Source organism: Commensalibacter nepenthis (genome assembly GCF_029953305.1).
Lineage (GTDB): Bacteria > Pseudomonadota > Alphaproteobacteria > Acetobacterales > Acetobacteraceae > Commensalibacter > Commensalibacter nepenthis.
Map to the genome: position 1 here is coordinate 2,091,267 of NZ_JASBAN010000001.1, position 25,822 is coordinate 2,117,088.

Below are 25,822 nucleotides of genomic sequence, written 5' to 3' on the forward strand. Positions count from 1 at the left end.
AAATTAATTAGAGCCACCAGAAAGACCATTAATTTATTCCTTTGCTTTTAATATAAAAGAATACTCGTAAAAAGATCATACCACAGATGAAAATGATACTATCCGTAATCAGATATAAGTAATTACTACGAGATAAAGCTGCGGTAAAATAGGGTGCTGTTTGTATATAATTCAAGAAAGGTAACAAAAGGCATAACCCCGAAAAAATACATGTCAGATTTAACCAAGTCCGTTTAATTTTTCCGAATATTGAGCCTAGAATACTTAAACCCAATACCAAGAAAAAGCTAATAAAGAAGCTGTTGATTTCCCAATTCATTCTTGTTGGTAATTCTGCTGGTAACAAACGGTTTGACCATAGGAAAGTAATCATTGCGATTAATGTTCCCATGATGATACCGATATTAATTCCTTCGGTTATTTTATAAAATAATCGTTGTGAGATGGAATGCGTTGATAATAAAATGTTTCTTTTTCGATTTGAATAAAATAACAAACCATAAGCAATTAAAACAGAGCTGCCTATTCCCATGATCGCAAAGATCATTCGAAAGAAGCGCCCGCTTGCGCGAACAGTGTGAATGCCAAGTAATGTTTTATTGAGTAAAGTAAGCGCCGTAGGCTTTGTCGAGATTGAGCTGATTTGTTGTGTTTTTTTATCAAAAGCAATGTAATTTTTAAGCCGAGCAATTTGTTTTTCATCGCCATCGATAAATTTGATCTCTTTTTTGTTAAAAAAAATTACGCTAGGCATAGCATTAAAATATAGCTGGGCTTTATTTAATAAAGGTAACAGATCAGGGCGTGTTTGTTGTTGAGACATTTCTTTATGCTGTTTTACTGGAAAACTATTCTGTGGCGGTTGGTTATTGGGTAAATAGCGAGGTGCTAAAAATAAAACACCACTGATAGCAATCACAAGTAAAAAAGGTAAAAAGAAAAAACCACTGATTGTGTGGAAATCGGATTTAAAACGCGCAGTTTTGGGTTTTGGATAAATGAGGAAAGCATTCTTAACTATTTTGGGAAGATAAATAATTACACCAGATATAATAACGAATATAAAAGTTACTCCAACAATTAATAAAATAGCCCCACCAAGAAAACGACCAATAAATAAATTGTTATGGAAACTGTCAATAAAATACCCCCCACCAGTTGCGCGAATAGGGACAAGATTTCCTTGTTGTGGATGGATAACATCTCCTTGCAACAAATTATCTTGTGCATGTAGAACCCTGATAAATGGATCTCGAGTTGAAGGAAGTGCAATCAGGTTTTTACGAATATTTTTATGTTGCTCCCAACGATCATAAGCGAGGTCTAATGCTTTGCCAGAGACGGATGATGCTGGGGCGTAGAGTCCTAGTTCGGGTTGCATCCATTGTGTAATTTCTTGGTCATAAATCGAAATGGTGCCTGACACAAACAAGACGAACAAAAACCATCCACCAATAAGCCCAAACCATTGATGGCACATTCTGAAAAAAGAAAGTAGATTTTTGTTCATTGTTATAATCTTGCTATTAATTAATAATGATTATTAGTATCAATATGAAAAGAAAATATCTACTGTTAAATTATCAATTCGCAGAGTATGCTGAATAATTATGAATATTGTTTAAAGTAGAAAAAGATGACTATAGAGGGCGTATTAGCCATTTCACCTTTTCTTGTTTATATATTATTAATGATTGGGATTGTTTGTTTAATCATTTTAAAAAAGATTTTTAATAAATAGCTTTAATAGATGTCTAATTTTTCTTTGATGGACAAAATGATATTTTCAAACATCTCTGTGGTCAAAACGCCAGTGCTGGTATTATATCGTGACACGTGATAACTATTAACGATCGTGATATTTTCATTAATTTGAAAAAATTGTCCATGTTTGAATTTGATACTGGTCACTGGTCGTCCAAAACAAGCCAAAATATTTTTATGTGCGATCACACCCAAAGTTAAAATGAATTTTAAGTGTGGCATATGCTGAATTTCTTTTAAAAGAAACGAGCGGCAATTTTTTTCTTCTTGAGAAGTGGGTTTGTTTTCGGGAGGAACGCATCGAACAGCATTAATGATACGACAGTTCGATAAGGTCAATCCATCATGTGAATCAGCGTTATATGTTCCATTTGCAAAGCCATATTTGACCAAGGTATTATAAAGTAACATACCTGCATAATCACCTGTAAAAGGGCGACCTGTAAGATTGGCCCCTTTGATACCAGGGGCGAGGCCAACAATCAAAAACTCGGCTTGTTGATCGCCCCAAGGGGGAACAGGGGCGTTCCACCCTGTAGGATATAACTGTTTATTGCTGTCTCTATATTCCATAAGTCGAGGACATAAAGGGCAGTTCTTGTCTGGCTGTAAAGATAAATCAATCATCATTAATAGAAATAGGTTAATCTGCAAAAGGAATGGTTGGGTTTGGAATATCATTTTGCTGGTTATTATCGCCAGTTCGTCGAGTAAATTCTGGTGCGATATCCACAATGTCCAAAAATTGATCTGCTTGTCGACGTAATTCATCCCCAACCATCGGAGGATTGGTTTTAACAGAGGAAATCACGGTTACGCGGACACCTTGTCTTTGAACAGATTCAACCAAACGGCGAAGGTCAGCATCCCCACTGAATAAAACGGCATGATCGATATGCGGGGCAATTTCCATCATATCGACAGCCAGTTCAATATCCATGCTCCCTTTGATTCTTCTACGACCATTTTGATCTGTAAATTCACGAGCACTTTTTGTGACAAGGAAAAATCCATTGTACGCCAGCCAATCGGTCAGAGGTTTGAGCGGGGAGTATTCCTCTGTATCCAAAACGGCTGAATAATAATAAGCACGGATTACATTACAATTTTTTCTAAAGAAAGCTAGCAAGTTTCTATAATCAACATCAAATCCTAAGTTACGAGAGGCAGAATATAAATTCGCTCCATCTATAAATAGACAAACTTTCTCATTTTCTCTAAAAAACATGTAAATAACCCTAAAATAAAATGATTGACTATAAAAGAATCACTATAATTGATATTAATCAATCCGCAGATAGTGTAGTGGTAATATTCTTAATGTGTTTCAATTAAGTGACGAATTCGAGTAAGAAAGAATTATGATTATTATAGCAGTAGGAAGCAATCTTTCAGGCGTTTGGTCTGATACCCCTTATGGTATGTGTCAAGAAGCGGTACATCGTTTGTCCACAGAATTGGAATGTCATATAAAGCAATCGTCTTGGTACCAAACTAGTCCAATTCCGCCATCATCTCAACCCCTTTATATAAATGGTGTTGTTACGTTAGAGAAAGAAATAGAGCCAATTGAGGTTTTAAAGATATTAAACAAGATTGAGGCAGAGGCAGGAAGGGTCCGTCAACAAGCCAATGAAGCCCGACCGTTGGATTTAGATATTTTGGATATTGATGGTAAGATTATTGAAGAATCTCCAAAATTGATTATCCCTCATCCAAGGTTGCATTTAAGGGGGTTTGTCCTATATCCTTTAAAAGATGTGTGTCCACAATGGCAGCATCCTATCACTCATAAGCATATAAATGAATTAATAGATGAACTTCCAAAAGATCAAGCGATCATGTCTTATTTAGATGAAAAATAAGAAGATATTTGATTTTCTGATAAAGATAGAATAAAAGTTAAAGATTAATTTCAAATCTGGAGATAATAGATTTATGGCACGCGTTACTGTTGAAGATTGTATTGAAAAAATTCCTAATCGTTTTGACCTTGTTTTGCATGCAGCGCAAAGAGCGCGTAGCCTTTCAAGAGGAGAGGCTTTGACAGTCGAACGCGATAATGACAAAAATCCTGTCGTTGCTTTACGTGAGATCGCCGAAGAAAAATTAGATTTAGACGCAATTAAGAGCGATATTATTCGTTCACTTGCCAGAGCACCAGAACCAGAGCCCGTGGACGAAGAAGTTGTTGATTTAATTCCAACAGAAAAAAATATTTTTGGTTTACAAGATGTGACAGCTGAAGAAGAAAAACGGAATATGTCACAGAATTCATTTGAAAATATTAACGAAATCATGAGTGAGTTAGATCGCAGACGTTCTTCTGGGTCTGAAAATTTTTAGCATTATCCTTGTTCTTTTATTGGTTTTTGTGCTTAATTATATAATAGAGCATCATTATCAGTATCAAGGTTAGAAGTGGAAAATATATATCTTCCCGTAACATTAAGCGAAAGCGATCATATTGATTGCGAAGGTTTGATTAGGCATATTCGTAAATATGATACTGAATCAGACCTTTCGCTTGTTGAAAAGGCATTCCAAGTAGCCTTCAAAGCTCACGAAAAGCAATTTCGTGATAATGGAGCGCCATATATTATTCATCCCTTGGCTGTTGCAAATATTTTGGCGCATTTAAGGGTTGATGTTACCTCTATTATCACAGGGCTGCTTCACGATACAATTGAAGATACTGAAGTTACAAGAGAATTTCTTGAAAAAGAATTTGGTGTTGTGGTTGCAGATCTTGTTGATGGTGTGACGAAGCTGACACGTCTGGAATTACAATCCGATCGAACAAAACAAGCAGAAAATTTTCGCAAGCTTGTTTTGGCGATGTCTAAAGATATCCGTGTGTTAATTGTAAAGCTTGCTGATCGTTTGCATAACATGCGTACGTTACAGTACGTGCAACGCCTAGACCGCAAACAACGAATTGCGCGTGAGACAATGGATATTTATGCGCCATTGGCTGAACGTATCGGTATGGATAATGTTAAAACCGAACTTCAGAATATTGCCTTTGCTGTTTTAGAACCAGAAGGGGACGCTTCTATTCGGGCTCGTTTAAACTATTTGCGAGGTCAAGGGGCGGATATTGTCGAAGAGGTTTGTGCTGAATTAAAAGAGCTTTGTGAAAATTCTGGCTTAAGAAATGTAGACATTACTGGTCGGGAAAAATCTTGTTATTCTATTTGGGAAAAAATGAATAGAAGACAAGTTGCTTTTGAGCAATTATCCGATATTATGGCATTTCGTATCATTGTTGATACCAAAGAGGAATGTTATGCTGCCCTCGGAGTTGTGCATAGCAGCTATCCTGTTGTTGCTGGACGATTTAAAGATTACATTTCCGCACCCAAAGCGAATGGATATCAAAGTATCCATACGGGGGTTACCTTACGTCAACCACGAAACCAGCGGATTGAAATTCAAATTCGTACTCGTGAAATGCATGATATTGCTGAAAATGGGGTTGCGTCTCATTGGGTATACAAACAATTACCTGTTGTTAATAAAGATCAAGAAAAACTAAATTCTAGTGTTGCCGAAGTTGCGCCTAAATTTAAAAAATTACGTTGGGTGCAGGATTTGTTGGATATTTTAGAAGATTCAGCAGCGCCAGATGAATTTCTTGAAAATACAAAACTAGAACTTTATCAAGATTTGGTTTTTTGCTTTACGCCAAGAGGGGAGCTCATACAGTTGCCTCGGGGTGCAACACCCGTTGATTTTGCTTATGCGGTGCATAGTCAGGTTGGGGATCGTTGTGTAGGAGCCAAAGTCAATGGTCGTTTGGTTCCATTAAGAGAACAACTCCATAATGGTGCTCAAGTCGAGATTATGACGGCCAGAGAAGGCAATCCTTCCCCTTCTTGGGAACGCTTTGTTGTTACAGGCAAAGCTAGGGCGCGTATTCGCCATTTTGTAAGTAGTCAGCAAAAAGCGATTAAGATCGAGGCTGGACGTGTTGCTTTGGCAAAAGCATTTCGTCAAGAGGGTGTGGATGGGTCACAAAAGATCCTTGAGGGGGTTTTAAAATCTTTAAAACAACCTTCTGTGACTGATTTATATGTTGCGGTTGGTAGTAACTCTTTATTAGCCAAAGACGTTGTTTATAGGGCATATCCAGAATTACGTCCAACGAAGAGGGCGCCTCGTTTTGTACCGGGGTTAAGTGAAAAGAAATCATCCTCTTCTTCTGCGTCTAATATGAGTGGACAACAGCAAAATATCATTCCTTTGAAAGGAATGACCAAAGGTATCAGTGTTCATTTCGCAGGATGTTGTTACCCATTGCCTGGGGATGCTGTGGTGGGGATCGTCGCAACGGGCAAAGGTATCACTGTGCATCGCAAATCTTGTTCGATGTTAAGCAATTATGCTTCTATGCCAGAACGGTTTATGAGTATGGATTGGGATTATGATATTCTGGGTAATGTTGATTCAAAGAAAAATTATGTTGGTCGTATCAAAGTTGTGGGAGAAAATATGCCTGAATTACTGGCAAGTATCACAAATCGTACTGCCCAATATAATGGCAGTATTCTAAACTTAAAGATTTTGAATCGACATATCGATTTTCTCGAAATTTTATTAGATCTTGAAGTAAAAGACGTAGAACATTTAAATTCTTTGATTTTAGGCTTGCAGATTGTCAAAGGAATTATTCATGTCGAGCGGTTTGTAACGTAAGAGGTATAAAAATGATTGTTGGTATAGGTTCTGACTTATGTGATATTCGACGTATTGAGGCTGTGTTAGAGCGTCATGGCGGGCGTTTTATGCAACGTATCTTTACCCCAAATGAGATCAAAAAAGCGGAAGGACGTTATGGACAAACCCGTATTGGAGCCTATGCCAAACGGTGGGCAGCCAAGGAGGCTTGTGCGAAAGCGTTAGGAACGGGGTTCAGCGATCAAGTTTTTTATCAAGATATAGAGGTTGTGAACCTGCCAAGTGGTCAACCGTCTTTGAAGCTAACGAATGGTGCGTTACAACGATTGGATGAATTGGTGCAAGATGGGTATACTCCAAATCTGTTATTGACTATGACAGATGAACATCCTTATGCATTTGCGCAAGTAATGATTGAATTATTGCCAAACAAGGAATAGATACAATAAGAGATCGGCTGACCAGCCTTTATATAGCATAATTAGGTATCGAAGTATTGGTGATTGATAAGAGAGTATGAATAATAATTTAAAGAATGATTCAAATCAAAATCCTGAAGGGGCAAAGCCACAATCAACAGGGTTAAAAGGATTGATGGAAGTGGTTTCGACAGTATTTTGGGCTGTCGTTATTATTGTCGTGGTTCGCTGTTTGTTATTTGCTCCGTTCAATATCCCATCTGGATCGATGATACCAACTTTATTGATTGGGGATTATATTTTTGTCAGCAAATATAGTTATGGTTATTCGAAACACTCTTTCTTCTTTTCACAACCAGATTTTAAAGGGCGTATTTGGTATACGCCTCCGCAAAGAGGGGACGTTGTTGTTTTCAGAAGCACAAAATCACCTTTTGATTATTATGTCAAAAGATTGATTGGTTTGCCTGGTGATACAATTGAGGTTAAGAATGGGGTTCTCTATATTGACGATCAGCCTGTTAAACGTAGCTTGGATCGTCCGTTAACCTATCAAGAATCTCCTAACAAACTAGAAATTACCGAAAATTTATACACTGAATATTTACCTCGTAAAGATGGTTCAATCGTAGAGCATAAAATTTTACAAGCGATGAGTAATCCGTGTGGTGAAGATCTGACCTGCAATGGTGATATTAATCCAAATTATACGATTCCTTATCATGTGCCTGCGGATCATTTTTTTGCAATGGGGGATAATCGGGATCATAGTGCAGATAGTCGGTTTAACGATCCCAATACTGAAAATTATCTAGGGTTTGTTCCAATTGAAAACCTTATCGGAAAAGTACAATTTATTTTTTATTCTTATGACAGTAAATATCCTGTATGGCAATTTTGGCATTGGCCACAAGAAATTCGCTGGAATCGATTATTTAAGACTGTAAAATGACATTAGATATGCAAAAGGATCTTGCTTTCTCTGGAAAAAATTTAGAAAGCAAGTTGGGATATTCATTTCAATCAAAGGCATTATTGCAAAAGGCTTTAACCCATCGTTCTGCCATTTATGAGAATCGTTCCACTCGAAAAAAAGTAAAACGGGTCAGTTCAAATGAACGATTGGAATTTATTGGTGATCGCGTGTTGGGATTAGTCATGGCAGAATGGCTGCTTAAACGCTATCCCAATGAACAAGAAGGGGATTTGGGACCAAGACATGCGCATCTTGTCTCTAAAACGGTGTTGGCTCAAATTGCAGCAATTTTAAAGGTATCAGAGGCTATTCATGTGGCTTCACATGAAGAAAAAGCAGGTGTAAATCATACTGATAGTGTTCTAGCCGATGCTGTTGAGGCGATTTTGGGGGCAATGTATTTGGATGGTGGATTAAAGCCTGTCCAGGATTTGGTTCATAAAGTGTGGGCTGAAATTATTAAATCCCAGTCTTTACCCCCTAAAGATTCAAAGACAGCTTTACAAGAATGGGTATTGGCTCGGGGGTTGCCTCTGCCTGTGTATGAATTGGTTTCTCAAGAAGGACCATCTCATACACCGATTTTTGTTATCAAAGTTGTTGTGCAAAATTATGAGGGTAGAGGCGAAGGTGGTAATAAACGTACCGCAGAAAGTGCTGCGGCCAAAGATTTGCTGCTTCAATTAAATTCAGTTAAAAAAACTAAAAAATAGGATGAAAAATATGCATTGTGGGTTTGTGGCTCTAATTGGGGCACCAAATGCGGGTAAGTCAACCTTATTAAATAAAATGGCGGGTGCTAAATTATCAATTGTCAGTCCAAAAGCACAAACCACGCGTATGCGTATTTTGGGAATTGTCATGCGTCAACAAACGCAGATTTTGTTGATGGACACGCCTGGTATCTTTAAACCCAAAAGAAAACTTGATGAAGCAATGGTAGCGGCTGCTTGGACAGGCGCTGTTGATGCGGATATTACGTTGTTGATGATTGATGCAAATCTTGGGTTAACAGATGAAAATCGGGATATTATCAATCATTTAAAAGAGAATGCACGTCGTATTTGGTTGGTATTTAACAAAATTGACAAGATCAACCCGCAAAAATTATTACCTTTAACTCAAGAAATAACTTCTTTGCTCTCTATCGAAAAAAGTTTTATGGTCAGCGCGAAAACAGGGAATGGCGTTGATGATTTGTTGGATTCATTAGCGGAATCTCTTCCAAAGGGACCTTGGTTATATCCAGAAGATGATTTAACCAATTTACCTGATCGTTTATTGGCTGCTGAATTGGTCAGAGAACAAATTTTTATGCAAACGCATGAAGAGGTTCCTTATTCAGTGACTGCGGAAACGGAAAGTTTCAAGGAAAGACCGGATGGTTCTGTTCGCATTGATGTGACAATTTATGTTTTGCGTGCCAATCACAAAGCGATTATTATCGGTGATAAAGGACAAAAAATAAAGATGATTGGCGAACGCGCTCGTAAAGAGTTAAGCCGTTTGTTAGATCGTCCTTGTCATTTATTTTTGATTGTCAAAGAGCGTAAAGGCTGGGATGGTGAAACGGCTCGTCTAAAAGCGATTGGTTTAGAAGATTAATTGATTTTAGAAGTGTGAAATAGTGATAAAAATGATTTCATACTTTTAAAAATGGTGATGCTGTTGTAGTATTCCTTACCGTCTATAAACATAAACCAGATGTGAAAAAATGATGAATTCTTCAAAAAACTATACTCCTAAACGTGTATTATTAAAAATCTCTGGCGAAGCTCTGTTAGGGCGAGGGATGTATGGTGTCGATCCTGAAATTGCAAATGCTATTGCAGAGGATATAGCAAGTGTTGCAAATTCAGGGATAGAGGTATGCTTGGTGATTGGTGGGGGGAATATTTTTCGCGGCATGACCGCAGCAGCCAAAGGAATGGATAGGGTTCAAGGTGACTATGCAGGAATGTTGGCAACAGTTATTAACGCGGTTGTCATGAATAGCGTGTTACAACAACATAATATTGACAGCTACATTATGTCTGCAATTTCAATGCCTCAGATTGCGGAGACTTATATTCGTGACAAGGCAATGCGTCATATGGATAAAGGTCATGTTGTTATCTTTGCTGCGGGTACAGGAAATCCTTATTTTACAACGGATACAGCTGCAGCATTACGCGCTATTGAAATGGATTGCGACCTTATGTTAAAAGGCACGCAAGTTGATGGTGTTTATGATTCAGACCCTAAAAAGAATCCTGATGCAAAACGATATGATATCTTAACCTATACAGAGGCTTTGGCAAAAGGATTGAATGTCATGGATGCGACTGCATTAAGTCTGGCTCGTGATAATAAATTGCCGATTATTGTTTTCGATGTGCATGAAAAAGGTAATTTTAGTCGCGTTGTCAATAATGAAGGCGTTTTTACAAAAGTCGTTGTTTCTGAAGCTGATGCTTAATTTATTTTATTATAATATTTGTTAAAAAGGATTTCTTTTGTGGTTGATGATATTGATAGTTTAAAAAAAGATTTAGAACGCCGTATGAACAGTGCGATTGACTCTTTTAAACATGATTTGGCAGGGTTACGTTCAGGTCGTGCGACTTCGGCTTTGCTAGAGCCAATTCGTGTCGATGCATATGGGAGTGTTACCCCAATTACTCAGGTGGCGTCTATTGCTGCACCAGAGCCCAGAATGTTAACCGTGCAAGTTTGGGATAAAGGGTTGGTCAGTTTGGTAGATAAAGCTATTCGTGAAAGTGGATTGGGATTAAATCCAATGCCAGATGGGCAACTTATTCGCGTGCCAATTCCTCAATTAACTGAAGAACGTCGTAATGAGATGGTAAAAGCCGCTGGACGTTATGCAGAAGCTGCAAAAGTGGCTGTGCGCAATGTGCGTCGTGATGGAATGGATAAGACCAAGGCTGCGGAAAAGAATGGTGATATCAGTCAGGATGATGTCAAGGTTTGGTCTGATGAAATTCAGAAAATTACCGATCAATATGTCAGCAAAATTGACGAGGTTCTTGTCGAAAAAGAGCGTGATATTAAACAAGTTTAGTCTGATAGACTGAAACGATATTTTGGGATGGTTTGTTCTTCTTTGGATAAAACTAGCGAATGTTTAAAATTGTCTGAACATAAATCTTTGCCTCGGCATGTTGCAATTATTATGGATGGTAATAGTCGATGGGCTGAGGCAAAATCTTTGCCAAGAGTTGCTGGACATAAAGAAGGGGCGCAAGCAGTCAAGAGGTGCATCAAAGCGGCAATCCAAAATAATATTCCGTGGTTGACTCTTTATGCCTTTTCCTCTGAGAATTGGCGTCGAACCCCAGAGGAAATTGCTGATTTAACGGCTTTACTAAGATATTACCTAAAGTTCGAAGCGCGCAAGCTACATAAAGAAGGGGTTTGCGTGCGTATTATTGGGGATAGTGCACGTTTTGATGAGAAGTTACAACGTGAATTCAAGGCAATTGAGCAACTTACAGAAAAAAATACGCGATTAATTTTAACGCTTGCGTTGTCTTATGGTGGGCGAGGGGAAATCATTCAAGCCGTTCAACGTATTGCAAAGGATGTACAGGTTCATAAAATAAAACCGACGCAAGTGACTGAAGAAGTTTTTGCTCAGTATCTATTTGCGCCCGATATCCCTGATCCAGATTTGATTGTCAGAACCAGCGGTGAATGTCGATTGTCTAATTTTCTATTATGGCAATCTGCTTATGCGGAATTGGTGTTTGTGGAAACTTTATGGCCAGATTTTAACGAAGAGCATTTTAATTATATTCTAAATATTTATGTTCGTCGGGATAGGCGTTTTGGTTCTAGACCAGGATTAAAAATTAGTGATAAATAATTCAAAATCTTCTTGGCAAGATTTGCCTCTTCGTGTTGTTTCTGCTTTGGTTATTATTCCAATTGCTCTATTTTGTATTATTTATGGGCAGTGGTTTTATATTGGTATGTTGGGTATTATCAGCATTGCCATGACTGTTGAATGGGCAAATTTATTTAAAAAGAAACTGTCTAATTATCGTGTTGCAGCCTTTCTCATATGGCCTTTGGTCGCTTATGCAGCTGTAATAAAAGGGATGTGGTGGCCAGCGATCTGGATTGTTGGATGTGCTCCTTTTATTTTTGGTCCTCAATTATGGTTGGGGTCTGTTGTCATTGGTGGCGCGGGCATATCTTTGTTATGGTTACGTTTTATGACAACCTCTGGAATGCATGCGGTTATCTTTATTGTTCTGGTTGTGATTGCAAGCGATAGTTTTGCCTATATAACGGGGAAAATTTTGGGTGGACCTAAATTAATTCCTTCTGTTTCTCCTGGAAAAACATGGTCGGGTGCTATTGGTGGACTGGTTGGGGCTTGTTGTGTTGGTAGTGTTATTGTAGGTTATCTTTGTGCTGGTTTATATACAGCCTATATTGGTGGTGCTATTTTTGGAATGGTTACTGGTGTTGTTGCCCAGATTGGTGATTTGCTAGAAAGTAAATTAAAACGAGAATTGGATGTAAAAGATTCAGGCAAGATTATTCCAGGTCACGGCGGGGTGTTGGATCGTTTTGATGCTTTGTTGCTGGTTTCGATTTTTGTAGCTTTTATCTCTTGTATTTTGCCTGCTGATAAAAGCTTTGATAAATGGGGTGGGTCATTGCTGTCTTCACAAGTTGTAGGCGATCAACAACCTGTATTCCTTCCTTTAACAATTTTCAGATAAAATATTGTTTCAATTATGTGCAAGGGTATTTAAAAGATGAAAACGGTTTCTATATTGGGTTGTACTGGCAGCATTGGATGTTCGACGGTTGATTTGTTATTGCAAGAGCCAGCATCATTTCAAACGGTTGCTTTGGTTGGCGGTAAGAATGTAAAAAAACTAGCCGAACAAGCCATTGCACTGAATGCACAATATGCAGTTATTGCTGATGAAAACCATTTGGCAGAGTTAAAATCCTTATTAGCAGGTCATTCCACAAAAGTAAGTGCTGGCAGGCAGGCTGTTTTAGAGGCAGCCTCTATTCCTGTTGATTGGACAATGGCAGCGATAACAGGTGCGATTGGGCTAGAGCCCACTATGGCTGCTGTGAAAAATGGTAAATATGTTGCTTTAGCCAATAAAGAAGCCTTGGTTTCAGCTGGTGATGTGATGTTAAAAGCTGTGAAAGAAGCGGGGGCAACATTATTGCCTGTTGATTCTGAACATAATGCTATTTTTCAATCAATGGCTGATAAGCAAATTCAATCTATTGAAAAAATCATATTAACAGCATCTGGCGGTCCTTTTCGGAATACTTCTTTAGAGGATATGAGGAATGTTACATTAAAGCAGGCTTTGAAACATCCAACTTGGACGATGGGTGCAAAGATTACTATTGATTCAGCCAGTATGTTTAACAAAGGGTTGGAAATTATCGAGGCTGCTCGTTTATTTGATATGCCGGAACATAAGATTGATGTATTAATTCATCCTCAGTCTATTATTCACAGTATGGTGCAATATGAAGATGGCAGTTTAATTGCACAATTGGGTGCTCCTGATATGCGTATTCCGATTGCGCATACATTGGCATGGCCTTACAGAATGCGTTCAAATGTGGAACGTCTCAATTTAACGCAAGTTGCAAAATTAGAATTTGAAGCGCCTGATGAAGTGCGTTTCCCTGCATTACGTTTATCTCGTGAAGCATTAAAGGCTGGTAAATGTGCTCCAACTATTCTTTCAGCTGCCAACGAGGTTGCGGTCGATGCGTTTCTTAAAGAGCAAATTGGGTTTTTGGATATTCCTGAATCAGTTGAAGCTGTGATGGATAAATTAGGGGCACCAGAAGCGAATAGTATCCAAGAAGTGATATACTGGGATCAAGAAGCAAGAAAACATGCAGACGCATGGATTAAAAATCGCAAGTGTGTCTAATTAACAAAGTAAGCGTGTAGGATTAAGTGGCTATGTATGATTTCATACGAATGATTTTGTCATTTGTTTTTGTTTTAGGCGTGCTCGTTTTTATCCATGAATTGGGGCATTATTTAGCAGCACGTTGGCGTGGTGTGCATGTAGATGTGTTCTCGATTGGGTTTGGTAAGCCTTTATATAGTTGGCATGACAAGGTCGGTACGGAATGGCGTATTTGTCCGATCCCTTTGGGAGGATATGTCAGACCGCATGGTTTTGCAGACCCTGAAGATGTTAGTGAAGAAGAAAGAGCAACTTATATAGAGGGCAAGACTTTTCACGGCAAAGATGTGGGGAGTCGAGCGATTGTTATTGCTGCTGGACCGATATTTAACTTTCTATTGGCAATTATTTTATATTTTGGTTTATTTGTTACTGTTGGAAAGCATAGTTTGGGTGAGCCAATTGCCCAATCTGTTGTTGCGGATAGTGCCGCTGCAAAAGCAGGAATACAACCCAAAGATACCATTGTAAAAATAGGCGATATAAACAATCCAGGTGTCGAGAATCTGGTTTTATATGCACAACAACATCCTGATTTATCGACAACGATTTCTGTTAAAAGAGACGGAAAAGAAGTTGTGTTACCCATTACGATAGGTAGCAAAGAAAATAATGGTAAAAAAGTTGGTCAATTAGGGGTTCAATTAGCGATTAATATTATTGCGGGCAAGCCGATGTCTGTTGGGGGTGCCGCTGTTGCAGCAGTTCAAGAAACATGGAATGTCAGTAAAAAAACAATTATTGGTCTTGGTCAAATGATAACTGGACAAAGATCAGCAAAAGATTTGGGCGGTCCCATTAAAATTGCACAATTATCAGGTCAAGTCTCCAAAGGTGGTTTTGCAGATTTAGTGAATTTTATGGCTCTTTTGTCCATTAGCTTGGGGTTGATTAACTTATTTCCGATTCCTGTGTTGGATGGTGGGCGTTTGGTTTTTTATGCGTTTGAAGCAATTTTCAGAAGACCTGTGCCTAAATCGATACAAGAGCGAGCTTTTCAAGTAGGTTTTGCATTAATTTTACTACTTTTTGCTTTTTCAATGTATAACGATGTGACTCAACTTTCGTGGTTTCGTTGGCTTACAGGTCACAGTAATTAAATTCTATGCTGTTTATTGCAAGTAACGACTTGTCAAAAGGTATAAAAAACGGTTACTCACGAAATAAGAATAAAATAAGACGATTTGTATTTTGTTATAAAAATTCTTGTGATATGCAATTTGGTGGGTTTCCATTAGTGAAAAAGGGTGGCTGATTTGTCAGGTAAACGTTCGGCTCTGTTTGCTTCTGTATGTATGTTTCCGTTTGTATGCAGTGCTTTGCACGCTCAAACAACAGGTAATGTCTCTCATTCTTCGCATGATAAGAAAGCTGTTAAAGGCTCTCATCATGCGAGAAAAGGGAATGTTGGTAAACACGTAACTAAACAAGGTGGTATTATTCAATCCATTCAAGTGATTGGCAATGATCGTGTTGAAACACCTACAGTGCTTTCTTATATGTTGGCACAGCCTGGAGATCCTTTTAACAAAGATTTGTTAGATCGTTCCTTAAAAACCCTTTACGCAACAGGGTTGTTCAAAGATATTACATTCCATCGTTCTGGCAATGATTTGCAAATTAAACTGGTAGAGAATCCAGTTGTGAATGTGGTTGCTTTTGAGGGTAATCATAAATTAAAAGATGATGATTTGATGAAATATACATCTTTGAAATCTCGTGCGGTTTATTCCCCTGCATTAATTTCAGAAGATCGTAAACGTATTTTGGCAATGTATGCAGCCAAAGGGCGTTATTCCGTTACCGTGACCCCTCAGATTATTCATCTGTCAAAAAATCGTATCGATGTTATTTATAAAATTAACGAAGGTCCTAAAACCGCTATTGAAAAGCTGACTTTTGTTGGAAATCATGCGTTTAGTGAAGCACGTCTAGCGCAAGTAACATCTTCTAAAGAAACAGCATGGTATCGCTTTTTGTCATCCTCTGATGAATATAACCCAGAGCGCGTAAAATATGATGCTGAATTGATTCGCCGTTTTTATATCCGTAACGGGTTTGTTGATTTTAAAATGATTAATGCAACGGGTGAATTATCACCCGATCACAAATCTTTTTATATCACTTATACGATGAGTGAAGGTCCTCAATATCGTTTAAATAAAGTCGATGTGCGTTCTAATTTAGAAGGGGTAAAACCTGAAAAAATTAGAGAAATGATCGCGATGCGCAAAGGTCAGTTTTATGATGGTAAAGAAATTGAAGATGTAGCCAAAAATATCGAGGAAACATTACAATCTCAAGGTCATCCTTTTGCTATGGTTCGTCCAGAAATTGCACGTAACCCAGAAAAGAAAAGAGTTGATCTTTTATTTGATGTGATGGAAGGACCTCGAGTTTACGTTGAACGTATTGATATTAATGGTAATACAGTTACCAAAGATAATGTGATTCGTCGTGAATTGCCTGCTGCTGAGAATGATCCCTATACCAATACAACTGAAAAATACATGAAAATGGCAGTTGATGATTTGGGGTATTTCAAAGAAGTTAAAGTTCAACAAGTCAAAGGCTCTGCACCTGATAAACGTGTTGTTGCGATTAATGTGCAAGAAAAACCTACAGGTGAATTCTCGCTTGGTGGTGGTTACTCGACCGATTCTGGTGTTTTGGGGAATGTTGGATTAAGGCAACGAAACTTCCTTGGTACTGGCGTTGATGCGGGTATTTCTGGAACAGCTGCATATTATGCAAAACAAGTTAACTTATCAGTGACTGATCCTTATTTCTTGAATAAGAACATGGTTGCAGGGATCGATTTATTCTATATTCAGAATAGTTATCAAACCTATCAGAATTATGGTGAAGATCGTTATGGGGCTTCTTTCCGTTTAGGGTATGCCTTTAACAACGTGTTGTCACAACAATGGACCTATTCGATTATTGATCGTCGTGTTCACGATATTTGGGATGATTCATCTTACTATATTTTGGATCAAAAAGGACATTCATTATTATCTCAATTAAGCACAACCATTGCGTATGACACCAGAGACGCTCGTTTTAATCCACATACAGGTACTTTGGTTAAACTAGGGGGTGATGTTGCGGGTCTTGGTGGTGATGCAAAATATGTGCGTGGTAAGATTGATGCATCTCATTATTTCCCCTTAGATGATCTTACAGGTAATCGTGATTGGACATTGAGTTTGACAGCTGGTACTGGTTATATTGCAGACTGGGGCAACCAAAAAGACACGATGATTATTGATAACTTCTACTTAGGTGGTAATAATCTAAGGGGTTTCTATGATGGTGGTGTCGGTCCACGAAGTCATGGTATTCCTGAGAGAGGTAAAAATCGTGCACATACACAAGAAGATTTCTTGGGTGGACGTTTTATGTATACAGCCTCTGCACAGGTGAACTTTCCGATGCCAGCAGCTAGAGATCTTGGTCTAAGTGGACGTGCTTTTGTTGATATGGGTGCATTAGATGGTTTACGGGTTAAGAATAGATATACCAATTCAGCACATGATGGCGATAAATATACAGGTGTTTACGGTGACAGCTTATCCCCTCGTGTAAGTACGGGTGCTGGTGTGTCTTGGAAAAGCCCATTTGGGTTGCTTAATGTTGATTTTGGTTATCCCGTTGTTAAACAAAAACATGACCGTACTCAATTAGTAAGATTTGGGTTTGGACAACAGTTTTAAGGATGAATAATGGTTAATAAGTTAGGATTATATTTTGCTGTTGCTGGGGCTTTCTTGGCTCCATCTTTTGTCAGTATTGTGACAACAGCACACGCAGAAGATACAAATAATGGTTGGTTTATTCCTAAAAATAGTCAGCCTAAGCCTGTTGCACCAGCACCCAAAGCAGCTGCTAGACATACAACAGCTCCAAAGGTTATAGCGCCTGCACCCGCACCAAGCGATGAAGGTGGCGAAGATGGCGACATGCAAAATCAGCCCCAAGCTGTGTTGCCATTGCCTCCTGTTCCTAAGCCTGCGGCTTTGCCGAAATCCACTACTCCTCCAACAGCGGTTATTGGGGTCATTAGTGTTCCAGACGTAATGCGTCAATCTGTTGCTGCACGTGAAGCGGAAAAGATTTTGGTTGAACGTCGCGATCAATTGCAAAAAGATGTTCAAAAAGAACAAAAAGCATGGAGAGCTGAACAACAACAAATCCAAGCCAAAGCCAAAACAATGACGGATGCTCAGCTTCAAGAACATGGACGCAAATTGCAAGCGCGTGTGATGAACGCGCAAAAAGACTTCCGTAATCGCAGCCGTATTATTCAAGAATCAGCACAAGTTGCGTTTGGTCAAGTTGAACGTGAATTGATTTTATTAATTCAAAATGTTGCTGAAAGCCACAATATGAATCTGGTTTTACATCGTGAACAGGTTGCTTTGAGTGTAAATGAGTTGGATATCACCAATGAAGTTGCAAAAGAATTGAATAAGAATTTATCCTCTGTATTTATTCCTGCAGCTGATGTAGATCCAGAAGAGTTGGCGAAAAATGGCTCGATGCCAACAACAGCTAATCCTGATGCAGCTCCAAAAGCTGAAGCAAGTAGCGTTGTAAAGAAAGCCCCTGAACAACAGGACAATACCAAGAAATAAAGGTGTATCGCGTGAGTATAGAGCAAGAAAATCATCATCCTGGGGACAGCCGTTTTTTTTCTAAATCTGGACCTTATACTATTGAATATCTAGTGAAGGAAACAGGTGCTCAGCTCACACCGCCTCGTAAAGATGTCGATACAGTTGAATTCTCTGGAATTGCCCCTTTACAAGTTGCAACTTCTACAGAAATTAGTTTTTTAGACAATAAGCGTTATTTGCCTTTACTAGCAGAAACCAAAGCAGGTCTGGTTATAGTTGCACCCGCTTTTGCAGATAAAGTGCCAGAAGCAAGCGCAGCGTTGGTTACATCAAATCCTTATTTGGTATGGGCTAAGATTGCCACTTTATTCTATCCTAAGGATAAAGCAAAGCCAGGGGTACATCCAACTGCTTATATTCACCCCGATGCTGTAATTGATCCTAGTGTAGAAGTTCAACCTTTTGCGGTGATTATGAATAATGTACATATTGGTAAAGAATGTATTATTGGGGCCCATACTGTGATTGAACAGGGAGTGCAAATCGGTGAATATTGCCGAATTGGGAATCATGTGTCGCTAAGCCACGCTGTGCTTGGTGATCGTGTGACTTTGTATTCTGGTGCCAGAATTGGTCAAGATGGCTTTGGTTTTGCAGTTGGGGACAAAGGTTTTGTCAGCATTCCTCAAATAGGCAAGGTCGTGCTTCAAAACGATGTGGAGGTTGGTGCAAATTCAACAATTGATCGTGGTTCAGTCAGAGATACGATTATTGGCGAAGGATCCAGATTAGATAATTTAGTTCAAATTGGGCATAATGTTCAAATGGGACGTTGTTGCATTGTTGTTTCTCAGGCTGGTATATCAGGTTCGACTCAGTTGGGTGATTTTGTAACAATTGCAGCTCAAGCAGGGTTAATCGGGCATATCCATATTGGTGATCATGCAAGAGTAGGGGCGCAATGTGGTGTTATGTCTGATGTCGAGGCAAAATCAGATGTTATTGGTAGCCCAGCGATGCCTTTTAAAGAATTTTTCAAAAATGTTGCTTTTCTAAGGCGTATGGCGAAATCATCAAAAGGTAAAGAAGATAATTAAAAGTGAATTGATGATTTTGATAAAATCAGTATAACTAAGATAGTTATTAGAAGATTGATATAATATAAGTGGTTGAATAAAGTGAACATAGACGCAAATAAAACAGGTGTTTCACCAGAAGCACAAGATCCTGCTATTGACCTTCCTGTCATTGATATCGAAGGCATTATGAGTGCTATTCCACATCGATATCCTTTTTTGTTAATTGATCGTATGGTCAATGTTAAAAAAGGATTATCTGCCACAGGAATTAAAAATGTATCTGTAAATGAAAATTTTTTTCAAGGGCATTTTCCTGGTCGCCCGGTTATGCCTGGCGTTTTAATCATTGAGGCAATGGCTCAAACCGCTGCAGTATTGGTGGTAAAAACACTTGGTGCAGAGTTTGAAGGCAAAATTGTTTATTTTATGACAATTGATAATGCTAAATTTAGACGTCCTGTGGTGCCTGGTGATCAGTTACATATTAATGTTGAAAAAGAACGCCAACGTGCGAATGTATGGAAATTCCGTGGAGTTGCGAAGGTAGATGGTGTCTCTGTTGCAGAAGCCACATTTAGTGCAATGATTATGGGATAATCCTTGTATATCTTATGATTAATTTTGACAGAATATTTATGGTATTTATACACAATAGACAAAGATGGAGGAAATTCTGGTAGATACTTCAAGCGCTACTATGAGCGAAAACGAGATTCATCCATCTGCAGTTATTGCTGTTGGGGCAAAAGTAGGACGTGGGGTTTATATCGGTCCGTGGTGTTCTGTAGGGCCTGATGTTGTTATCGAAGACGGCGTTAGATTAATTGCAAATGTTATTGTTGATGGTCATACCATTCTTGGAAAAGACTCAGTCTATTATCCTTTTAGCACTATTGGTCTGGCACCTCAGGATTTAAAATATAAGGGTGAGCCTACACGTTGCGTCATTGGCAGTAGAACAATTGTCCGAGAGCAAGTAACCATTCATCGTGGTACGGAATCTGGTGAAGGTGTGACTTCTGTTGGGTCTGATTGTTTGCTTATGGTGAATGCGCATATCGCCCATGATTGCCATCTTGGAGATCGTGTTATTATTGTGAATAATGTGGTTTTGGGCGGACATGTTCAGATTGATGATGATGCGCGTGTTATGGGATCAGCAGCAATTCATCAATTTGTTAGGATTGGCAAAGCGGCACTCGTTGGTGGTGTGACTGGGGTTGAATCCGATGTAATTCCTTATGGCAGTGTTCTGGGTAATCGTGCGCGTTTGGTTGGAATGCATTGGATATGGCTGAAACGTAATGGCGTGCAAAATGAAGAACTGCATGTTTTAAGAAATGTCTATCGTCATTTATTTCCAAGGGACGAAGATCAACATGCTGTTTTCGAAGATCGTTTACAAATCGTTAAAGAAAAATTCGGTCATATTGAAAAGGTTCAACAAATCATCAGTTTTATTGAGCAGCCAAGTCGTCGAGGTTTAGTGAAAGTGGGACGTTCAATTTCTTCTTCGGAAAAAGAAGGATAAATAAGCATTTCGATGCAAGATCAATATAAAAAAAAGAAAACAGCTGTTGGAATTTTAGCTGGTGGTGGACCTTTGCCAGGTAAGGTTGCAGAGGCTGTTTTTGCGATGGGGCATCCTGTTTTTATTATTGGGTTTCAGGATTTTGCAGAACCAGAAATTATTGAAAAATGGCCTCATGAATATATTCGTTTAGCAGCTGCAGGACGGATATTATCTGCATTACGTGAACATGATTGTAAGGATATTGTCTTAATTGGTCCTGTTAAACGTCCTTCTTGGCGTGATCTGCGTCCTGATACAGAGGGGGCGAAAATCCTAGCTCGGATAGGTAAAGCGTTATTTGCAGGGGATGATGGGCTGTTGGCTGCACTGGTACGTGTTTTTGGTGAAGAAGGATTTAGAGTTCGTGGGGCACATGAATTTTTAGACCCGGTAATAGAAGGTGTATTTGGAAAAATACAACCTGATGCCCAAGCATTGCAAGATATTGCTAAGGGGATTGAAGTCAATCAATCTTTGGGGCGTTTGGATATCGGGCAGGGCTGCATTGTTCAAAATGGTTTGGTTATTGCTGTTGAGGCAATGGAAGGCACGGATTCTATGCTTAAGAGAGCTAAGGATTGTCAGTTGCCTGGTTTGGGTGCTATTTTAATCAAGCAAGTAAAACCTGATCAAGAAAGACGAGCAGACATGCCAACGATTGGACCTCGCACTGTAATTGGGGCTTTTGATTCTGGGTTAAGAGGAATAGCGTTTGAAGCTGGTGGCACGTTGATTGTGCAGCAAGAGGAGGTTATTCGTTTGGCGAATGAAAAAGGAATATTCCTATTAAGTTATAATCCAGAGACTTTTAAACAAAAATATATAAAATGAGAGAGAAACAAAATGGCTACTTATCTTCACACAATGATTCGCGTTCATAATTTGGATAAAAGTTTAGCTTTTTATCAATCTCTTGGTATGCGAGAAATTCGTCGTAAAGAGGTTGCAGAGGGAAAATATACGCTTATTTATGTTGGTTTTGATGATAATGCAGCGGGTCAAGCTGAAATTGAATTAACGTATAATTGGGGACATGATGTGCCTTATGAAATGGGTACAGGTTTTGGACATTTGGCATTGGGTGTAGATGATATTAACACTGTTGTCGAAGCTGTTCGTAAATCTGGTGGAAAAGTTACCAGAGAGCCAGGACCTGTAAAATTTGGCACTATAGTAATTGCTTTTGTTGAAGATCCAGATGGATATAAAATTGAACTGATCCAAAACGATAGTTATTAACAAGCCTTGATTGGATAATCATGGATAGGCAAGACTTTTTGCGCATATCAGAGAAAATGGTCAGACTATCTTGGATTATCCATAGATTAACCATATTATCTTAAGGCGTTTAAAAAATCAGAAGATGGTAAAGCTACGTATTACGGTAGATCAGTAAAGTCAAAAAATAATCATTCTATCAATATTTTCAATATTAAATTTCATCCCGAACATTCTTGTTTTTGCACTAGAAAACTTGATCTCTATCCCCCTTATCAATTACATTGTGAATATCAGGACAGAGTTTTATGATGAAAAATATGTACGTTGTTACAACAAAGTTCTAAGTGAACTCAATAATTTTAATGTTTTGTTTCTTTGAGATATTCAGCAACTTTTTCAATAGATTGAGCGATAGATTCTGCGGATTGTAAGGTTTTTTCATCTGCTGATTTATTCAGCAAGATGCGATCTGCCATTAAAAGTGCTGGTGATAATATGCCTTTGACATCGTGCCTGAGAATAGAGAGTAGTTGCTTTTGATTTGTTTCTATTTTAACCAACTTTTTTTGATAATAAATAATTGTTAAAAGCGTTGCGAATGTACAATATGCACCCAAAAAAATAACTATAAACCAAGATGGTAGGCTTGCATTATATAAAGAGAAACCAAGGATACATAAAATGATCCCTGCTATTATACTGGTAAAATAAGGAAAAATATTTTTTTTTTGTAATGGTGGGGATTGTGTAATCGCCATCTTTGAAAATCCTATGATAAACGCATAATTTTCTTTTAAATAGCATAAAAAAGCATTTCTGCCTATGGACTTAGATTGACGATTTTCGATATTCGGATTATAACCACCTCTTTAGGACTATTATTATTTGTTTAGAACTGAAAATATAGTTAAAGATTAACTTGTTTTCAGAGGCTTTAAAGGAGAGAATTCGTGAAGCGTACATATCAACCTTCTAAAATTGTTCGCAAACATCGTCATGGTTTCCGTGCACGTATGGCCACTGTTGGCGGTCGCAAAGTGATTGCTAATCGCAGATCAAAAGGACGTAAACGTCTATCTGCTTAATCGGGTTTGGCGTTAAAGCGAGTATAGTTTGTGACTGATACAGGTAACAAGCTCCAGCCGGTCTTGCGTTTGAAAAAGCGGGTACAATTTTTAAATGTGGCTGCAAACGGTCAGAAAGTCCCTACGTCTAGTATTGTTTTGCAATTATTACATCGTAATGATGGTGAAGCAGGCAGAGTAGGGTTTACCGTTACTAAGAAAGTTGGCAATGCTGTCGTTCGTAATCGTGTCAAAAGAAGATTACGTAGTGTAATGCAAGAAATAGCTCAAACAAATGCTTTTCAAGGTATTGATATGGTCATGATTGGGCGCAAAAGCACCTTTGAAAAACCGTATAAGGCGATTGTAAAAGATTTTTGTTGGGCTTTACGCAAAGCTGGGGTCGTATTAAACAAGTAAATGAAACGAATATTTATTGGTTTAATTTACCTTTATCAGCTGACATTACGCCCATTACTTGGGCATCATTGCCGTTTTAACCCATCTTGTAGTCATTATACCCAAAAAGCTATTCAAACACATGGTGTAATCAAAGGAATCATGTTGGGCGTATGGCGTATTTTGCGGTGTAATCCTTGGAATTTGGGTGGAGAAGATCCTGTTCCTCCTAAAAAATAGAGCGATATTTTTTTAAATTCAATGAATGATTGGCTGGCTTTGAATGGATAACAAGCGCTTTTTTCTAGCGACTTTGCTTTCTGTTTTTCTTCTTTTTGCATTTGAGTATTTTACCCCTAAAAAAGAAGAAACACACACACCAACACAACAAGTTAAACAAGAGCAAACGAAGCTTTCAACACAAAAAGGTGAATCGTCATCAAATCAAGTGGTTGCAGAAGCTGGACCGGATATCAGAATCCCTATTAATGCAAATCAGGTCAAAGGCTCTTTGAACCTCAGAGGGGCGTTATTGGATGATTTGGTTTTAAAAAATTATCGTGAAACGATTCAAAAAGATTCTCCGTTGGTTCGTGTGTTATCTGGTGTGCATACGAAATATCCTAATTATGTACAAACAGGTTGGGTTAATGCAGAGCATGATACGACAAAGTTACCAGACGTTAATTCAGTTTGGAAAACAGATCAAAAAGAATTAACCCCAGAGCAACCCGTCACAATGACATGGGATAATGGGCAAGGGGTCAAGTTTGAAAAAACAATATCAATTGATAAAAACTATATGTTCAAATTTGAACAAAAAGTAGTGAACTCATCTGATAAACCTGTTTCTGTATTCTTTTATGGTCGTGTCAGCCGTGGATTTACACCAAAAGAGCTAAGTGGTTATTTGGTGCATGATGGTCCAATTGGTATCGTTGATAAACGTCTTGAACAATATTCCTATGAAACTATTCGTAAAGATTCAAAAGCACCATCTGATATTTCTTGGAGCAAGAATACGACGGGTGGATGGGCTGGTATTACGGATAAATATTGGCTAACCGCAATTGTTCCACAACAAGATAAAAATGTTAGTGTTGTGTATGGTTTTGCTCCAGATGCGGATCAATCTGCTAATATTAATACGGATAGCGTCGAAAGAGGGACGTATCAAGTTGGGTTCACATCACGTCAACCGATGGTTGCAGCCCCTGGTGAAACGGTTTCTACTTTTGGTCACGTATTTTCTGGTGCCAAAGTTGTTGAACTTTTGAATCAATATGAAAAACAATATCATATTCCTGATTTTTGGAAAGCAGTTGATTTTGGCTGGTTTGCATTTTTAACCTATCCTATTTTTATTGTTCTAGATTGGTTAAATAATTTTTGGGGTAATTTTGGGTTGGCTTTGTTAACCTTTACCTTGATTGTTAAAGGCGTATTTTATCCTTTGGCTTCAAAGCAATTTCATTCAATGGGTAAAATGAAGGCTCTACAGCCTAAAATGAAAGAAATTCGGGAAAAATATAAAGATGACCAACAGTTGATGAATCAGCAAATGATGGGTCTTTATAAAGAGCAAGGGGTAAATCCTGCCAGTGGATGTTTGCCAATCTTGATCCAAATTCCAATTTTCTGGTGTTTGTATAAAGATTTATATGTCACGATTGAAATGCGTCATGCGCCATTCTTTGGCTGGATTCGTGACTTGTCTGCACCTGATCCAACCAATATATTTAATTTATTTGGTTTATTGCCTTTTGATCCTGCTGCGATATCTCCGTTCTTGCACGTTGGTATTTGGCCGTTGATTTTTGGATTAACGATGTTCTTGCAACAAAAGTTAAATCCAGCGGTATTGGATCCTATTCAAAAAAGAATGTTCCAATTTATGCCAATCATTTTCACTTTGGTTTTGGCCACACAACCAGCAGGTTTAGTGATTTATTATAGTTGGAATAATACATTAACAGCATTACAGCAATTGGTTATTCAAAAACGTATGGATGCCAAGGCTAAAAAAGCGAAAACCAAAGCAGCCAAAGGATAG

Annotated in this window: 28 protein-coding genes; 24 read left to right on the forward strand and 4 right to left on the reverse strand. The window is 38.4% G+C overall.

Annotated elements, in window-relative coordinates; translation table 11 throughout:
- Positions 1-28: 28 nt before the first annotated feature.
- The 3 genes from QJV33_RS09815 to QJV33_RS09825 form a co-directional block, all read right to left on the reverse strand.
- Positions 29-1,510, reverse strand: a complete 1,482-nt coding sequence (locus tag QJV33_RS09815; protein WP_281463157.1) for a PepSY domain-containing protein — start codon at positions 1,508-1,510, stop codon at positions 29-31.
- A gap of 233 nt (positions 1,511-1,743) precedes the next feature.
- The gene (locus QJV33_RS09820) at positions 1,744-2,394 is read right to left on the reverse strand and encodes a uracil-DNA glycosylase (RefSeq protein WP_346771132.1); all 651 of its coding nucleotides are present in this window, start codon (positions 2,392-2,394) and stop codon (positions 1,744-1,746) included.
- A 13-nt stretch (positions 2,395-2,407) separates the two neighbouring features.
- Positions 2,408-2,992, reverse strand: coding sequence for a LabA-like NYN domain-containing protein (locus tag QJV33_RS09825; RefSeq protein ID WP_281463158.1), 585 nt, complete (start codon positions 2,990-2,992; stop codon positions 2,408-2,410).
- Between the two features lie 133 nt (positions 2,993-3,125).
- Between QJV33_RS09825 and folK the strand changes: the two genes are divergently transcribed.
- The 20 genes from folK (at position 3,126) to gloA (ending at position 22,324) form a co-directional block, all read left to right on the forward strand.
- The gene (gene folK, locus QJV33_RS09830) at positions 3,126-3,629 is read left to right on the forward strand and encodes a 2-amino-4-hydroxy-6-hydroxymethyldihydropteridine diphosphokinase (protein ID WP_281463159.1); all 504 of its coding nucleotides are present in this window, start codon (positions 3,126-3,128) and stop codon (positions 3,627-3,629) included.
- 73 nt (positions 3,630-3,702) lie between these two features.
- Positions 3,703-4,110 carry a DNA-directed RNA polymerase subunit omega gene (rpoZ, locus tag QJV33_RS09835; RefSeq protein ID WP_271788547.1) on the forward strand — a complete coding sequence of 136 codons (408 nt, stop codon included), beginning with the start codon at positions 3,703-3,705 and terminating at the stop codon, positions 4,108-4,110.
- Between the two features lie 75 nt (positions 4,111-4,185).
- Positions 4,186-6,462 carry a RelA/SpoT family protein gene (locus QJV33_RS09840; protein ID WP_281463160.1) on the forward strand — a complete coding sequence of 759 codons (2,277 nt, stop codon included), beginning with the start codon at positions 4,186-4,188 and terminating at the stop codon, positions 6,460-6,462.
- 11 nt (positions 6,463-6,473) lie between these two features.
- On the forward strand, positions 6,474-6,884 hold the full coding sequence (gene acpS, locus QJV33_RS09845; RefSeq protein WP_281463161.1) for a holo-ACP synthase: 411 nt from the start codon (positions 6,474-6,476) through the stop codon (positions 6,882-6,884).
- Between the two features lie 76 nt (positions 6,885-6,960).
- Entirely contained in the window at positions 6,961-7,815 is an 855-nt protein-coding gene (gene lepB, locus QJV33_RS09850) for a signal peptidase I (protein WP_281463162.1), read from the forward strand.
- On the forward strand, positions 7,812-8,552 hold the full coding sequence (rnc, locus tag QJV33_RS09855; protein WP_281463163.1) for a ribonuclease III: 741 nt from the start codon (positions 7,812-7,814) through the stop codon (positions 8,550-8,552). Before lepB ends, rnc begins: the two co-directional genes overlap by 4 nt.
- A 10-nt stretch (positions 8,553-8,562) precedes the next feature.
- Positions 8,563-9,444, forward strand: a complete 882-nt coding sequence (gene era, locus QJV33_RS09860; protein ID WP_281463164.1) for a GTPase Era — start codon at positions 8,563-8,565, stop codon at positions 9,442-9,444.
- Between the two features lie 109 nt (positions 9,445-9,553).
- Positions 9,554-10,297: a UMP kinase gene (gene pyrH / locus QJV33_RS09865; protein ID WP_281463165.1), complete on the forward strand. Its 744-nt coding sequence runs from the start codon at positions 9,554-9,556 to the stop codon at positions 10,295-10,297.
- An 84-nt stretch (positions 10,298-10,381) separates the two neighbouring features.
- Positions 10,382-10,903: a ribosome recycling factor gene (frr, locus tag QJV33_RS09870; RefSeq protein ID WP_281463418.1), complete on the forward strand. Its 522-nt coding sequence runs from the start codon at positions 10,382-10,384 to the stop codon at positions 10,901-10,903.
- 27 nt (positions 10,904-10,930) lie between these two features.
- Positions 10,931-11,707, forward strand: a complete 777-nt coding sequence (gene uppS, locus QJV33_RS09875; RefSeq protein WP_281463166.1) for a polyprenyl diphosphate synthase — start codon at positions 10,931-10,933, stop codon at positions 11,705-11,707.
- A complete protein-coding gene (locus QJV33_RS09880) occupies positions 11,697-12,575 on the forward strand; it encodes a phosphatidate cytidylyltransferase (protein ID WP_281463167.1) in 879 nt (292 codons plus the stop codon). The genes uppS and QJV33_RS09880 overlap by 11 nt, the downstream gene beginning before the upstream one ends.
- Before the next feature lie 36 nt (positions 12,576-12,611).
- Positions 12,612-13,772, forward strand: coding sequence for a 1-deoxy-D-xylulose-5-phosphate reductoisomerase (gene dxr / locus QJV33_RS09885; protein ID WP_281463168.1), 1,161 nt, complete (start codon positions 12,612-12,614; stop codon positions 13,770-13,772).
- 32 nt (positions 13,773-13,804) lie between these two features.
- Positions 13,805-14,914, forward strand: coding sequence for an RIP metalloprotease RseP (gene rseP, locus QJV33_RS09890; protein WP_281463169.1), 1,110 nt, complete (start codon positions 13,805-13,807; stop codon positions 14,912-14,914).
- 195 nt (positions 14,915-15,109) lie between these two features.
- On the forward strand, positions 15,110-17,530 hold the full coding sequence (bamA, locus tag QJV33_RS09895) for an outer membrane protein assembly factor BamA (RefSeq protein WP_281463419.1): 2,421 nt from the start codon (positions 15,110-15,112) through the stop codon (positions 17,528-17,530).
- 9 nt (positions 17,531-17,539) lie between these two features.
- Positions 17,540-18,451 (forward strand): OmpH family outer membrane protein, encoded by a 912-nt coding sequence (locus QJV33_RS09900; protein ID WP_281463170.1) that lies wholly within the window; start codon positions 17,540-17,542, stop codon positions 18,449-18,451.
- A gap of 11 nt (positions 18,452-18,462) precedes the next feature.
- A complete protein-coding gene (gene lpxD, locus QJV33_RS09905) occupies positions 18,463-19,530 on the forward strand; it encodes a UDP-3-O-(3-hydroxymyristoyl)glucosamine N-acyltransferase (protein WP_281463171.1) in 1,068 nt (355 codons plus the stop codon).
- 135 nt (positions 19,531-19,665) lie between these two features.
- Entirely contained in the window at positions 19,666-20,109 is a 444-nt protein-coding gene (gene fabZ, locus QJV33_RS09910; RefSeq protein WP_281463420.1) for a 3-hydroxyacyl-ACP dehydratase FabZ, read from the forward strand.
- Positions 20,110-20,209: 100 nt separating this feature from the next.
- Positions 20,210-21,043 (forward strand): acyl-ACP--UDP-N-acetylglucosamine O-acyltransferase, encoded by an 834-nt coding sequence (gene lpxA / locus QJV33_RS09915; protein ID WP_281463172.1) that lies wholly within the window; start codon positions 20,210-20,212, stop codon positions 21,041-21,043.
- Positions 21,044-21,055: 12 nt separating this feature from the next.
- Entirely contained in the window at positions 21,056-21,916 is an 861-nt protein-coding gene (locus QJV33_RS09920; protein ID WP_281463173.1) for an LpxI family protein, read from the forward strand.
- A 12-nt stretch (positions 21,917-21,928) separates the two neighbouring features.
- Positions 21,929-22,324, forward strand: coding sequence for a lactoylglutathione lyase (gene gloA, locus QJV33_RS09925; RefSeq protein ID WP_281463174.1), 396 nt, complete (start codon positions 21,929-21,931; stop codon positions 22,322-22,324).
- A 341-nt stretch (positions 22,325-22,665) separates the two neighbouring features.
- On the opposite strand, the gene QJV33_RS09930 is transcribed toward gloA, so the two are convergent.
- Positions 22,666-23,064: a hypothetical protein gene (locus QJV33_RS09930; protein ID WP_281463175.1), complete on the reverse strand. Its 399-nt coding sequence runs from the start codon at positions 23,062-23,064 to the stop codon at positions 22,666-22,668.
- Between the two features lie 192 nt (positions 23,065-23,256).
- Between QJV33_RS09930 and rpmH the strand changes: the two genes are divergently transcribed.
- The 4 genes from rpmH to yidC are packed head-to-tail and all read left to right on the forward strand — an operon-like array spanning position 23,257 to position 25,822.
- On the forward strand, positions 23,257-23,391 hold the full coding sequence (gene rpmH / locus QJV33_RS09935; RefSeq protein ID WP_008854041.1) for a 50S ribosomal protein L34: 135 nt from the start codon (positions 23,257-23,259) through the stop codon (positions 23,389-23,391).
- Positions 23,392-23,421: 30 nt separating this feature from the next.
- Positions 23,422-23,790 carry a ribonuclease P protein component gene (rnpA, locus tag QJV33_RS09940; protein WP_281463176.1) on the forward strand — a complete coding sequence of 123 codons (369 nt, stop codon included), beginning with the start codon at positions 23,422-23,424 and terminating at the stop codon, positions 23,788-23,790.
- Positions 23,791-24,009 carry a membrane protein insertion efficiency factor YidD gene (yidD, locus tag QJV33_RS09945; protein WP_281463177.1) on the forward strand — a complete coding sequence of 73 codons (219 nt, stop codon included), beginning with the start codon at positions 23,791-23,793 and terminating at the stop codon, positions 24,007-24,009.
- Positions 24,010-24,052: 43 nt separating this feature from the next.
- Positions 24,053-25,822, forward strand: a complete 1,770-nt coding sequence (yidC, locus tag QJV33_RS09950; protein ID WP_281463178.1) for a membrane protein insertase YidC — start codon at positions 24,053-24,055, stop codon at positions 25,820-25,822.

Bases quoted from the DNA above. Each gene is read 5' to 3' on its own strand.
- rseP (WP_281463169.1), top strand. From the start codon at position 13,805: ATGTATGATTTCATACGAATGATTTTGTCATTTGTTTTTGTTTTAGGC.
- pyrH (WP_281463165.1), top strand. From the start codon at position 9,554: ATGATGAATTCTTCAAAAAACTATACTCCTAAACGTGTATTATTAAAA.
- bamA (WP_281463419.1), top strand. From the start codon at position 15,110: ATGTTTCCGTTTGTATGCAGTGCTTTGCACGCTCAAACAACAGGTAAT.
- QJV33_RS09820 (WP_346771132.1), bottom strand. From the start codon at position 2,394: ATGATGATTGATTTATCTTTACAGCCAGACAAGAACTGCCCTTTATGT.
- era (WP_281463164.1), top strand. From the start codon at position 8,563: ATGCATTGTGGGTTTGTGGCTCTAATTGGGGCACCAAATGCGGGTAAG.
- gloA (WP_281463174.1), top strand. From the start codon at position 21,929: ATGGCTACTTATCTTCACACAATGATTCGCGTTCATAATTTGGATAAA.
- dxr (WP_281463168.1), top strand. From the start codon at position 12,612: ATGAAAACGGTTTCTATATTGGGTTGTACTGGCAGCATTGGATGTTCG.
- rpoZ (WP_271788547.1), top strand. From the start codon at position 3,703: ATGGCACGCGTTACTGTTGAAGATTGTATTGAAAAAATTCCTAATCGT.
- lpxA (WP_281463172.1), top strand. From the start codon at position 20,210: ATGAGCGAAAACGAGATTCATCCATCTGCAGTTATTGCTGTTGGGGCA.
- frr (WP_281463418.1), top strand. From the start codon at position 10,382: ATGAACAGTGCGATTGACTCTTTTAAACATGATTTGGCAGGGTTACGT.
- folK (WP_281463159.1), top strand. From the start codon at position 3,126: ATGATTATTATAGCAGTAGGAAGCAATCTTTCAGGCGTTTGGTCTGAT.
- QJV33_RS09815 (WP_281463157.1), bottom strand. From the start codon at position 1,510: ATGAACAAAAATCTACTTTCTTTTTTCAGAATGTGCCATCAATGGTTT.
- uppS (WP_281463166.1), top strand. From the start codon at position 10,931: ATGGTTTGTTCTTCTTTGGATAAAACTAGCGAATGTTTAAAATTGTCT.
- QJV33_RS09930 (WP_281463175.1), bottom strand. From the start codon at position 23,064: ATGGCGATTACACAATCCCCACCATTACAAAAAAAAAATATTTTTCCT.
- yidC (WP_281463178.1), top strand. From the start codon at position 24,053: ATGGATAACAAGCGCTTTTTTCTAGCGACTTTGCTTTCTGTTTTTCTT.
- QJV33_RS09825 (WP_281463158.1), bottom strand. From the start codon at position 2,992: ATGTTTTTTAGAGAAAATGAGAAAGTTTGTCTATTTATAGATGGAGCG.
- lepB (WP_281463162.1), top strand. From the start codon at position 6,961: ATGAATAATAATTTAAAGAATGATTCAAATCAAAATCCTGAAGGGGCA.
- acpS (WP_281463161.1), top strand. From the start codon at position 6,474: ATGATTGTTGGTATAGGTTCTGACTTATGTGATATTCGACGTATTGAG.
- rnc (WP_281463163.1), top strand. From the start codon at position 7,812: ATGACATTAGATATGCAAAAGGATCTTGCTTTCTCTGGAAAAAATTTA.
- QJV33_RS09900 (WP_281463170.1), top strand. From the start codon at position 17,540: ATGGTTAATAAGTTAGGATTATATTTTGCTGTTGCTGGGGCTTTCTTG.
- yidD (WP_281463177.1), top strand. From the start codon at position 23,791: ATGAAACGAATATTTATTGGTTTAATTTACCTTTATCAGCTGACATTA.
- QJV33_RS09920 (WP_281463173.1), top strand. From the start codon at position 21,056: ATGCAAGATCAATATAAAAAAAAGAAAACAGCTGTTGGAATTTTAGCT.